Annotated in this window: 13 protein-coding genes; 11 read left to right on the forward strand and 2 right to left on the reverse strand. The window is 35.6% G+C overall.

Features of this window, described 5'->3' with window-relative positions:
• The first annotated feature begins 7 nt into the window (after positions 1-7).
• The 11 genes from rapZ (at position 8) to G581_RS0102640 (ending at position 9,583) form a co-directional block, all read left to right on the forward strand.
• On the forward strand, positions 8-859 hold the full coding sequence (gene rapZ / locus G581_RS0102590; protein ID WP_051178738.1) for an RNase adapter RapZ: 852 nt from the start codon (positions 8-10) through the stop codon (positions 857-859).
• Between the two features lie 126 nt (positions 860-985).
• Positions 986-1,405, forward strand: coding sequence for a F0F1 ATP synthase subunit B (atpF, locus tag G581_RS0102595; RefSeq protein ID WP_038064688.1), 420 nt, complete (start codon positions 986-988; stop codon positions 1,403-1,405).
• Between the two features lie 11 nt (positions 1,406-1,416).
• Positions 1,417-1,983 (forward strand): F0F1 ATP synthase subunit B, encoded by a 567-nt coding sequence (atpF, locus tag G581_RS0102600; protein WP_028844480.1) that lies wholly within the window; start codon positions 1,417-1,419, stop codon positions 1,981-1,983.
• The gene (atpH, locus tag G581_RS11520; RefSeq protein ID WP_051178740.1) at positions 1,980-2,525 is read left to right on the forward strand and encodes an ATP synthase F1 subunit delta; all 546 of its coding nucleotides are present in this window, start codon (positions 1,980-1,982) and stop codon (positions 2,523-2,525) included. The genes atpF (G581_RS0102600) and atpH overlap by 4 nt, the downstream gene beginning before the upstream one ends.
• A gap of 6 nt (positions 2,526-2,531) precedes the next feature.
• On the forward strand, positions 2,532-4,040 hold the full coding sequence (atpA, locus tag G581_RS0102610; protein ID WP_028844481.1) for a F0F1 ATP synthase subunit alpha: 1,509 nt from the start codon (positions 2,532-2,534) through the stop codon (positions 4,038-4,040).
• Between the two features lie 28 nt (positions 4,041-4,068).
• The gene (gene atpG / locus G581_RS0102615) at positions 4,069-4,953 is read left to right on the forward strand and encodes an ATP synthase F1 subunit gamma (protein WP_028844482.1); all 885 of its coding nucleotides are present in this window, start codon (positions 4,069-4,071) and stop codon (positions 4,951-4,953) included.
• Between the two features lie 30 nt (positions 4,954-4,983).
• A complete protein-coding gene (gene atpD, locus G581_RS0102620) occupies positions 4,984-6,405 on the forward strand; it encodes a F0F1 ATP synthase subunit beta (protein ID WP_028844483.1) in 1,422 nt (473 codons plus the stop codon).
• 18 nt (positions 6,406-6,423) lie between these two features.
• Complete coding sequence (locus G581_RS0102625) at positions 6,424-6,846, forward strand: F0F1 ATP synthase subunit epsilon (RefSeq protein WP_028844484.1); 423 nt, start codon at positions 6,424-6,426, stop codon at positions 6,844-6,846.
• 316 nt (positions 6,847-7,162) lie between these two features.
• Entirely contained in the window at positions 7,163-7,540 is a 378-nt protein-coding gene (locus G581_RS10365) for a bacterio-opsin activator (protein WP_038064828.1), read from the forward strand.
• Positions 7,541-7,593: 53 nt separating this feature from the next.
• Positions 7,594-8,457, forward strand: a complete 864-nt coding sequence (locus G581_RS0102635) for a KaiC domain-containing protein (RefSeq protein ID WP_038064830.1) — start codon at positions 7,594-7,596, stop codon at positions 8,455-8,457.
• 208 nt (positions 8,458-8,665) lie between these two features.
• Entirely contained in the window at positions 8,666-9,583 is a 918-nt protein-coding gene (locus G581_RS0102640) for a histone deacetylase family protein (protein ID WP_028844486.1), read from the forward strand.
• Here the strand turns inward: G581_RS0102640 and G581_RS0102645 are convergent.
• Entirely contained in the window at positions 9,580-10,002 is a 423-nt protein-coding gene (locus tag G581_RS0102645; protein ID WP_028844487.1) for a PPC domain-containing DNA-binding protein, read from the reverse strand. The two genes, G581_RS0102640 and G581_RS0102645, sit on opposite strands and share 4 nt — an antisense overlap.
• A gap of 73 nt (positions 10,003-10,075) precedes the next feature.
• Positions 10,076-12,211, reverse strand: a complete 2,136-nt coding sequence (gene ldhH / locus G581_RS0102650; RefSeq protein ID WP_028844488.1) for an L-lactate dehydrogenase (quinone) large subunit LdhH — start codon at positions 12,209-12,211, stop codon at positions 10,076-10,078.
• Between the last annotated feature and the right edge of the window lies 1 nt (position 12,212).

Consider the following 12,212-nt stretch of genomic DNA (forward strand, 5'->3'; position numbering starts at 1 on the left):
TATTGCTTTGCCCCTTGAAAAATTTATAATAATAGTAACAGGGCTTTCCGGAGGGGGGAAAACTGTTACTATTAGAACGCTTGAGGATATAGGTTTTTTCTGCGTTGATAATTTGCCACCTCCTGTTATTCTTGAATTCCTGGGAATGTTGAATGAATTCAGCAGTTTTAGAAATATTGCAATTGGAATTGATATCAGGGCTCAGCAATTTCTTGAAAAAGCGACTGAAGTTCTTAAAAAGATAAAAAATCTTTATAAAACCGAAGTTCTATTCATGGAAGCTGACGATGAAACGATTCTTTTACGGTATAAAGAAACAAGAAGGCCACACCCTCTTTCAGGGTTGTATAACGATTTGCTTAAGGCAATCAAGCAGGAAAGAGTTTTACTTTATCCTATTCGAAGTTGTTCAGACCGGATTATTGATACATCCAACTTTAATCCTCATGCATTGAAGTTTTTAATCCGCTCACTATATGGAGCAGAAGAGATATCTCCTTCAGTAACTGTTATGTCCTTTGGTTATAAAAAAGGAATTCCTGCAAATGCAGACCTGGTGTTTGACGCAAGATTCCTGCCAAATCCTTATTTTGTTCCTTTTTTAACAGATTTGAATGGAACAGATGAGGAAGTAAAAAACTTTGTATTAAAGCAGAATGAAACAGTAGAATTTTTAAAATATATAAAAAATTTTTTGAATTATGCACTTTCAGGGTATAAAAAAGAAGGTAGACCTTATATAACAATAGCAATTGGATGCACAGGAGGAAAGCACAGGTCAGTGGTTATAGCAGAAGAGATAGCAAGATATTTGAGAAGCCTTTTTGTAAATTCTGTGGTGATTCACAGAGATTTATAAGTAAATTTTAAGAAGACCATAAAAATTTAAAATCTTAAAATTTCTTGACAAAATAAACTCTGTATGGTATGCTTTTTTGCAGTTGTTTTTCAAGGTCAAAAAAATCTAACAGAAAGAAGGTGGGGTATGTTAGAATTCAACAATTGGTTTTTTGTGTTAATGGTTCAATTCTTTATTCTAATGTTTATTCTTAATGCTATCCTATTTAAACCCATGATGGAACTTTTCAGACAGAGAGAGCAAAAAGTTAAAAGTGCTCTTGAAGAAGCTCAACTGATGAATGAGAAAAAAGAAAAAGCAATTGCTCAGATGAATGCAGATTTAGCTCAGGCAAAAGCTCAGGCAAAGCAGATTATTGATGCTCTGAGGGAAGAGGGGCTTGCTTATCAGAGAGACGTTGTTTCTAATGCTGAGAAGGAGGCTGTTCAACTGATTGAAAAAGCAAGAGCAGAGATTAAAGCTGAAACAGAAAAGGTAAGAACTATGCTCAGGCAGGAGATTGTGAGACTTTCTGAAGAGATTGTCAATAAACTGGTAAAGGTTTAAATGGAGGCAATATGAGAAAATTGATTGTTTTAATATCCATAATGATAGTAATGATTGCATCTTCAGCAATTGCTGCTGAGTCAGAACATGCTGGAGGTAGTTTAAAAAGCTGGATTTATCAGATTATTAACTTTGCTGTGCTGGTATTTATTCTGGTTAAATTTTTAGGTAAACCAATGAAAAATTACTTTGCCCAGCGGAAAGAATTAATAGAAAAGAGCATCAGTGAATCTCAACAGGCTAAAGAACTTGCTCAAAAAGCACTTCAGGAAGTAGAAGAGAAACTTAAATTAAAAGATAAAGAAGTTCAGGATATTCTTGATACTGCTAAAAAAATTGGTGAGCAGGAGAAAGCGCAGATTATTCAAGACAGTGAAAAATTAAAAGAAAAAATTCTTGAGCAGGCAAAGACGAATATAGAATTTGAGGTGAAAATGGCTAAGGATGCTTTAAGGCTCGAAGCTGCGGAGCTTGCAATCCAATTGAGTGAACAAAAACTAAAAGAGAAAATCACACCTGAAGAGCAAGAAAAGCTTCTTCAGGAATCAATAAAAATAATTGAGGAGCGGAAAAATTGAGAAAGGTCAGAGGTGCAAAGGCAAAAAAATATGCAAAACAATTTTTAAACTTGGTATCTCTCGATCAGGTTCCTGAGATTGTTGACAAGTTAAATTTAGTAGCAACTTTAATGAAAAAGGATAAAAATTTTAGAAACATGCTTGCATCTCCTTCATTTAATGACGAAGAGAGATCAAATGTGATTGGTTATTTATGTGAAAAATTATCTCTTTCAGAGGAAGTGAAAAAATTTCTAACTTTTCTCAGTAAAACAGGGGTTTTAATAGGACTGAATGAAATCATCAGATATATTAATACGCTTTATATGGAGCTGAAAAAGAAAGTAAAGGGCATTGTTATTTCTGCTGTTGAACTTCCTGAAAGCTATAAGCAAAAAATAATTGAATCCCTTAAAGCCGTTACTGACAGAGAAGTCGAACTTCAGTATGAGATAGATCCTTCATTAATCGGTGGAGTGAGAATCAAGGTGGGAAGTACAATGTATGATTTGAGCATAAAAGGCCAGTTGGGTCTTTTAAGAGATAAGCTTATAAAGGGGTGAGAAACTATGGAACTTAAGATGGAAGAAATTAGCGAGTACCTTAAAAAGCAGATTGCTGATTTTGAGAAAAAAGCTGATGTCAGCGAAGTTGGAATTGTTACCTCCATTGGTGATGGAGTTGCAAGAATTTATGGACTGGATAACTGCATGGCTTCCGAGATGCTTGAACTTCCAAATGGTGTTTATGGAATGGCTCTGAATCTTGAAGAGGATAACGTAGGTGCTATCCTTTTCGGTGAAGATAAACTTGTTAAAGAAGGTGATCTTGTAAAAAGGACAGGGAGAGTTATGGAAACCCCTGTTGGTGAGGAACTTATCGGAAGAGTAGTTAACGCAATCGGTATTCCAATTGATGGTAAAGGTCCAATTAATGCAAAGAACTTCAGAAAGGTTGATGTTATTGCTCCTGGTATTATTAAACGTCAACCAGTTAAAGAGCCACTTCAGACAGGTCTTAAGGCAATAGATGCGATGATTCCTATAGGTAGGGGACAGAGAGAGCTTGTTATTGGTGACAGACAGACTGGGAAAACAGCTATTTTGCTTGATACCATTATCAATCAGAAAGGTCAGAATTGTATATGTATATATGTTGCCTGTGGACAGAGGCGACAGAGTGTAGTGCAGGTCGTTGAAACATTGAAGAGATACGGTGCTATGGAGCATACAATAATTGTGGCAGCAACCGCATCCGAACCAGCATCCATGCAGTATCTGGCTCCATATGTTGGCTGTGCAATAGGTGAGTATTTTAGAGACAAGGGAATGCATGCATTGGTTTGTTATGATGACCTTACAAAACAGGCATATGCTTATAGACAGGTTTCATTGATTCTTAGAAGACCTCCAGGAAGAGAGGCATATCCTGGAGACGTATTCTATCTTCATTCAAGATTACTTGAGAGAGCAGCCAAGCTTTCGGATGCAGAAGGTGGTGGTTCACTTACAGCGCTCCCTGTAATTGAGACCCAGGCAGGTGACGTTTCTGGATATGTTCCAACAAATGTTATTTCCATCACTGACGGTCAGATATATCTTGAGCCAGAACTTTTTTATGCTGGTGTTCGTCCTGCAATTAACGTAGGTCTTTCTGTTTCACGTGTTGGCGGTGCTGCTCAGATTAAAGCGATGAAGCAGGTTGCTGGAATGTTACGTTTAGATCTTGCTCAGTATAGAGAACTTGCCTCATTTGCTCAGTTTGCAGCAGACCTTGATAAAACAACAAGGGGACTTCTTGAAAGAGGTCAGAGAATGGTGGAGCTTCTCAAACAGGATCAATACGTACCAATGCCTGTTGAAGATCAGATTATGTTGATTTTTGCAGGAACACAGGGTCATCTTGATGATTTACCTGTTTCAGCAATTAAATCTTTTGAGCAGGGATTCTTAAGTTTTATAAGAAGCCAGAAGGAAGACCTCAGGAAGGAAATTAGAGAAAAGAAAGAGCTCGATGATACTCTTAGACAGAGAATTACCGATACTATCTTAGAGTTTAAAAAGACTTTTCAGGCTTAAATAAAATCTGAAGTTAGGGAGCTGTTAAATGCCAACATTAAGAGATATCAGAAAACAAATAAAAGCAATACAGGGAACAAAAAAGATTACCTCTGCCATGAAGATGGTGGCAGCAGCCAAGCTTCGTAAAGTACAGGATAGCATGCTCAGATACAGACCATATTCTACGAAGATGCAGCAGATTTTAGCAGATCTTTCTGGAGCAGTTGAGACAAGAGGTGATCTTCCGCCATTGCTTTTAAGAAGGCCTATAAAAAATGTGGAAGTTATGGTTATTACGTCTGATAAAGGACTCTGCGGAGCTTTTAATACAAATATATTGAGATATACAACAAAAGAAATAGATCGACTGAAAAAAGAAGGATTTAATGTTACAATTTCAGTTGTTGGTAGAAAAGCGAGGGATTATTTTAAAAGAAGAGAAGTTCCTCTTAAAAATATATGGACGGGGATTTCGGGAAAACTTCAATATACTCACGCACAGATGATAGCTCAGGAGATGATTAATTCATATATTGATGAGATGATTGATGAGGTTTTGGTTATATATAATGAGTTTAAATCTGTAATCTCTCAACGAGTTGTAATTAATAGAATTTTACCTGTTGGTAAAATCTCTTCTGAATCATCTGAACAGCAGGGGTTTTTCCCATTTACATATGAGCCTGCTGCGCCAGAATTATTTGCAATGCTTCTACCCATTTATATAGAAATTCAGATTTATCGTGCTCTTTTGGAATCTCAGGCAGCAGAAGAAGCTGCAAGAATGACAGCAATGGATAACGCAACGAAGAACTGTGATGAGTTGATAAGAAAGACAACTCTTCTTGCTAACAAAGTAAGACAGGCATCTATTACAACAGAACTTATGGACATAGTAGGTGGTGTTGAAGCTTTAAAACAAGGTGAATAAAATTAAGAGAATAAAAGGAGGTTTAAAAGTATGAATGTAGGTAAAGTAGTACAAGTTATAGGAACTGTTGTTGATTGCGAGTTTGAAGGTCAGGTCCCAGAAGTTCTAAATGCTCTAAAGATAGATGAACCTGGTGATCCATCTAAAGGTATGCCAGATATTCATCTTACTCTTGAAGTTGCAATGCATCTTGGTGATAACAGAATTAGAACAATCGCCATGGGTTCAACAGATGGACTTGTTAGAGGGATGAAAGTTGTTGATACCGGTGCACCAATTACTGTTCCAGTTGGCAAGCCTGTTCTTGGAAGAATTATGAATGTTATTGGTGAGGCTGTTGATGAAATGGGTCCAATTCAGGCAGAAGATAATTATCCAATTCATATTTCAGCTCCTGAATTCACTGAACAGTCACCAACCACACAGCAGTTTGAAACCGGCGTTAAAGTTTTTGATCTTCTCGTTCCTTTTGTTAGAGGTGGTAAAATGGGAATGTTTGGTGGTGCCGGAGTTGGTAAGACAGTTATTATTATGGAAATGATTCATAACATAGCAATGAAACATGGTGGTGTTTCAGTTTTTGCAGGTGTTGGAGAGAGAACTCGTGAAGGAAACGATCTCTATCTTGAAATGAAACATTCTGGAGTTTTACCGCAGGTTGCCCTTGTTTATGGGCAGATGAATGAACCTCCTGGTGTTAGAGCTAGAATTGCTTTAACAGCCCTAACAGTGGCCGAATATTTCAGGGATCAGGGTCAGGATGTTCTGATATTTATAGATAATATTTTTAGATACACTCTTGCAGGTTCTGAAGTTTCAGCTCTTCTTGGAAGAATGCCATCTGCAGTTGGTTATCAGCCAACTCTTTCTACTGAGATGGGTGCATTACAGGAAAGAATTACAACTACAGCAAAAGGTTCTATTACATCAATGCAGGCAATATATGTTCCTGCTGATGACCTGACAGACCCTGCAGTTGCCGCAGTTTTTGCGCATCTTGATGGCACAGTTGTTTTGTCAAGACAGATTGCAGAGCTTGGAATTTATCCTGCTGTTGACCCTCTTGATTCTACAAGCCGAATTCTTGACCCGAGAATTATTGGAGAGGAGCATTATCAGGTTGCAAGAGGTGTTCAAGCAGTGCTACAGAGATATAAAGAATTGCAGGATATTATAGCAATTCTTGGAATTGAAGAACTGTCAGAAGATGATAAATTAACAGTTGCAAGAGCGAGGAAGCTACAAAGATTTCTCAGTCAACCATTTGCTGTTGCAGAAACATTCACTGGAACACCAGGGAAATATGTAAAACTTGATGAAACAATAAAAGGCTTCAAGGCCATTCTTGATGGACATTATGATGATTTGCCTGAACAGGCATTTTATATGGTTGGTCCAATTGAAGAAGTTGAAGAGAAAGCGAAGAAGATGGGATATACAAGACAGGTTTAATTAAAAGGAGTGTATGGAATGGAAAACAAATTGAAGTTGGAAGTTATAACTCCTTATGGGGAATTAATAAACGAAGATGTTGATGAAGTCTATACCACAGGAGCCGAAGGTGACTTTGGAGTTTTGCCTGGACATTGTCCTTTCTTAACTGCCATAAGAATTGGTTCACTTTCATACAAAAAGGAAGGACAGACTTATTATCTTTTTGTTAATCGAGGATATTGTGAAGTACTAAATGACAGGGTTCTTGTACTGGTCGGCAGTGCGGAGAGAGTAGAAGAAATTGATGTGGAAAGAGCAAAAGCAGCACTGGCACGTGCCGAGGAAAAAATTCGTAAGGCTCAAGCTGGCGAAGCAGATATTGACCTTGCAAGAGCTCAGGCAGCACTTGAAAGAGCAACAATAAGGGTTCAATTGGCAACTAAGCTGATTCCAAAATAATAAAAAAGTGGGGAGATTTATTGCTCCCCACTTTTTTACAATGATAAGAATTATATTCCTTTTTATTTTTCCAGTTTGTTTATTTTATGGCTATATTTAGTCATAGTCTTAAAATTTTTTGACTTTTTAAGTCAAAGTATAATTGAAATAATCACAATTAGTAGTAATCCCGTTTTTATTTAAAAATTTAAAATAAAAAGATTCTTGATATTAACCGAAATGTTTTGTTAATTTACTATTATAGAGATACAAATCTAACCTAGCTTCAAGAAAATCATATCAAAATATAATCTAAAAAAGATGCGGAGGTGTTATCATGGTAAAAGAAAGTGAAGTAATTGAGGTCAATATTGAAGCAAGAGTCCAGAAATTATTTTTAAATGCAATTGAATTGCTGGGTGGTCTAAAGCAATTATGTGACTACAGATCTCTGACATGGTTACCTGCACTTGCAAGGGCAGCTTATGCAGTGGTATTGAAAGAAGAATATAATAAAACAGATGATGAAATAGCTCAAGAAGTTGGACTTTCAAAACAGTCTGTCAGAAATATACTGCAATCCAATCCTGAATTAGTAAAAGAAAAGATAAAAAAAATAAAAGATTTTATGGAAGAAGAAGGAAAAGAGTTGAGAGGACATATCGCAGGAGCTATCGTTAAACTTGCTTATAATCTAAGCAAAGAAGACAGTTAATAGTTTAATTGAGAATGATCGAGAGCTGGCTTCGGAGGTGGACAGTGGAAAGAATGGACTTTGAGAAACCACAGGTCATTGAAGAGAGCATAATAAAAAGCAGAGAAGCATTAAAAAAATCTCCTGAATTAAAAGGACTTCCAACTGGAGTTGAAGGACTTGATGACCTTTTCTTTATTACGGAAATAAAAGATAAAAAAATTATCAAAAAACCACTTGGTGGAATACCCTCTTTAAGTGTGATAAACATTACAGGATCTTCTGATACAGGTAAGACTCTGTTAGTTGAACAATTTACAATCAAACAGGCAGAACTTGGTAGCAATATAGCATTTATAACTGTAGAAACACCATCAGCTTTTGTTGCAACATCTCTTAATGAGAGAGCAAGTGCAATGGGAATTAAATTTTCAGATATAGAAGACCGTATTATATTAATAGATGCTGCTTCTCATACTATGTTGCGTGAAAATACTCCTAATCTTTTAGCAACTCTGGCATATGTGATAAAAAAATATAACACAACTATTACTGTTATTGATTCAGTAACTGGATTTTATGAACACAGGGAAATGCTCGCGAGAACAATAATAAGACAAATTTATAATTTTTTAAAAAAATGGTATCAGACTGCTCTTATTGTCTCACAAAAACGATCTGGACATGAAGAGCTCACTGCTGAGGCAGCAGGTGGTTATGCTGTGGGGCATATTGTTGATGGTACAATGGTGCTTGCAAAAGAGCTCATAATGTCTCAATATAGTTCGAAGGTTTTTGGTAAACCTCTGGGAGAGATAGTAAGGCTTTTTCGAATAGATGGTTGCAGGCTTTGCGGGCATGATACCAGAACACATTTTCTTGAAATCAGTGATACAGGTCTTATAAAAGTAGGTCCTATTTTAGTGAATAAATGGTAAAAATATTATCACTGTTTCATTCTATCTATATCAATTTTCGTAAAATCGAGATATTAAAGAGTGGTAAACTGAAAAAATTCTGGTTATATATTTAATATTAAAACATTTCATAATCTTGAACAGTTTTTAGTTGTTAAAATTAATATTTATTTTAATAAAATTTATTGCATGAATTGACTTTGAGCATGTGAGAAGAGTATTATTTTTTATGAATAAACATGTTGCTTTTATATACGACGATATTTTTTTGAAACACGAAACTCCGGAAGGGCATCCTGAAGCAAAGGAAAGACTGATTGCGATTGTCAATCATCTTAAAAGTGAAGGAATATGGGACAAATTAATACATGTAAAACCAAGAAAAGCAACAGAAGACAACCTTCTTCTGGTTCATGAATTCGACTATATTGAAAAAATAAAAAACTTACCTCCTGGATATATAGATCCAGATACTTATATATGTGAACATACTTATGAAGTAGCTTGTTATTCGGTTGGTGCTGTTTTAGAGGCTGTTGATGGTGTAATTAATAAAAAATTTGATAGAGCTTTTTGTGCTGTAAGACCGCCAGGGCATCATGCAGAGATTGATAGTGCAATGGGTTTTTGTATTTTTAACAATATTTCAGTTGGTGCGGCTTATGCTAAAAAAAAGGGATTTAGAAAAATTTTTATTGCTGATATAGATGCGCATCATGGTAATGGAACACAGCATATTTTTGAAGATGACTGTTCTGTTTTTTATTTCAGTTCTCATCAATTTCCTTTTTATCCAGGAACAGGAAGAGAACTTGAAAGAGGAAAAGATGCAGGAGAAGGTTGTACCTATAATATTCAGTTAAGAGCTGGTTCCGGGACAAAAGAGTATTTAATGGTGTTTCAGGATATTCTTCCTCAGAAAATAAGAGAAGTTAAACCAGACTTAATCCTTGTCTCTGCTGGATATGATATGCATCAGGATGATCCGCAGAGCTATATAAATGTTACAACAGAAGGTGTGAGAAGTGTGATAAGAAGTATTTTATTGGCTTCATATGTTCCAAAAATATTTGTTCTGGAGGGTGGTTATAACCCTCCAGTTTTAGCAGAGTGTGTCAAGATAACTCTTGAGGAAATGTTAGATTAATCTTTCCATAGAAATAATCCTGTATCACTATCAAATCCTCTCTCAAAACTAATTCCTTCAAATTCAATTATTTCGAATTCAAAAGCAAAAATTTTAGCTTCAGAAAGATGTCCACCAATACATGTAAAATCATCTTTTGACAGGACAATATGAAGATGCATAAATGGTTCGTTATCTTTTATTGAAATATTGCCTTTGAGGGATAAAATTTCCATGGCTTCATTAAACTCTTTGGCTATATATTTTCGTTCAGTCTGGTTATAATAGCCAATTTTGGCAAAGCTCACAGCACCAATTCCGGTTATAATACCTGAAGTTATCGAGTTATCTTTTAAAAAACTGCTAAGTCCGGATATTATTTCATCACCTTTACATAGCCTGCCCTGTATAATTCTTTTTACATTAAAATTTTTAATCATTTTTTACTCCTTTAAAATCTTTATACTTTCATAATGAATAGATTAAGTTTATTCCTCTTAAAAAATTAGAATTTTATTTTTCATTGTTCGATTGAAGTCTCTCTACAAGTATATCTAATGAGTGTTTGACCTGAATGTCCAGTCCCTCCTTATCAACTCCTCCTCTTATCTGCATTACACAGCCTGGACAGTCAGTGCACACAAGTTTTACTCCTGTTTTTTTAATATTTTCAAGTTTTCTTTTCAAAATGATTCCTGATATTTCTGGAAATTTTAATGAATAAGAACCTCCCATGCCACAGCATGTATCTGATTCAAACATCTCTATCAGTTTAAGCCCTGAGGATTGTAGACTCTCTCGTGGTTCCATATAAATGTTTAGACTTCTTATTAAATGACACGGATCATGATATGTAAATGTTTGTTCATTTGATTTTTTAAAGTTGATTTTACCTTCTTTTATCAGTTTATTTATTAGCGCTGATGCATCAATAGCTTTTGTAGAGACTTCCTGTGCTTTTTTGATTACATCCTCTTTATAATCCTGATCTATTAGATCTTTTATAAACTGTTTTTTCAGGGCAACAGTACAGGTTGGACAGGCAGAAACAATATATTCAGCGTTAAGACTTAACAGTGCTTCAACATTTTGTTTTGAATTGTTTGCCGCAACGTCCATAACTCCAGAATACCTTGCTGGAGCACCACAGCAGGTCTGTTCTTCTGGGAATAAAACTTCGATACCAGCAGTATTTAAAAGCTTTACCAGAGCTTCACCTATTTCAGGATAGGCAAAGTCGATAAGACAGCCTGCATAGAATAAAGCTTTTCTATCTGATTTTGGTTGTTTGATATTTTTAAATCTATCTCTGAATGCAACATCAGCAATAGCAGGAAGACTTCTCTGTTCTGTAAGTTCTGAAAGAAAGAATGGCAGATGCCTGATAAATCCCTGTTTTTCAAAGGGTTTCTGAAGTTTTGATGCAGTCCTGAGTATTGTATGAAAAAGTTTTCTGTTATTAACAACTGAATATATTGCTTTTGTTTTGAAGTTTAATCCTTCTTCTTTTGCAAGTTTTTTCCTGAGTTCCAGAATTAAATCAGGAATGTTTATTTTGCCTGGACAGACCTTTACACAATTTCCACATTGAATACAGAGCCCCTGAATATCTTTAGAAGCTTTCAGACCTTCTGTCCATGCAGTAAGGATTGTTCCTATTCCACCAGTATAAACCCTTCCAAATACATGTCCTCCTATTATTCTGAAAACAGGGCATACATTAAGGCATGAAGCACAGCGTATACATTGAAATGTCTGTTTAAAAAGCGGGTCTTTTGCTAACTTGCTGCGATTATTATCAAAAAGAATTATATGGAGCTCTTTTTTTGAACCATCTGTATGTTCGGTCTGTGCATTGACAAAGGATACATAACTGGTTATTATCTGAACAGTTGCGCTTCTTGCCAATGTTCTTAAAATTGGGAAAGTATCTTCGATCTTTGCAACCAGTTTTTCAACCCCAACAACAGCAACATGAATTTTAGGTAAGGCCATTGTAAGACGGGCATTTCCTTCATTTGTACATACAACAAGTGTTCCTGTTTCAGCAATGGCAATGTTCGCACCTGTAATTCCCATATCTGCTGTCATAAATTTTCTGCGCAGATGCTTTCTTGCAAATTTAACCATTCTGGAGATGTCAGGCTCAATTGGTTCAACCTTTTTTGTGAATATGTCTGAAACATCATGTCTTGTTAAATGGATAGCTGGTAAAACCATATGCGAAGGTCGTTGTCCTGCAAGTTGAATTATCCATTCTCCAAGGTCTGTTTCATTAACTTCAATGCCTGCTTCTTGTAAATATTTATTTAAATGAATCTCTTCAGTTGCCATTGATTTTGATTTAACAACGCTTTTTACATTGTTCTTCTTTGCAAGTTCAATTATGTAATTTCTTACTTCATCAGGATTTTGTGTAAAGAAAACCTTTGCTCCATTGTCAGTAGCTGATTTAATAAACTGATTAACTAATTCATCAAGATGGTCGGCTGTATAGGATTTGCTTGATACAATTTGCTCTCGTAATGCTTCAAAATCAAGTCCCTCGTAAATCTTTTTTCTGCTTATAACATAAGCTTCTGAAAAGCGCGTTAATGCTCCAGAAAGATTGGCATTTGTTAAAGCCTTCTGTATTTCTTCTTTTATCATA

Source organism: Thermodesulfovibrio thiophilus DSM 17215, assembly GCF_000423865.1.
GTDB lineage: Bacteria > Nitrospirota > Thermodesulfovibrionia > Thermodesulfovibrionales > Thermodesulfovibrionaceae > Thermodesulfovibrio > Thermodesulfovibrio thiophilus.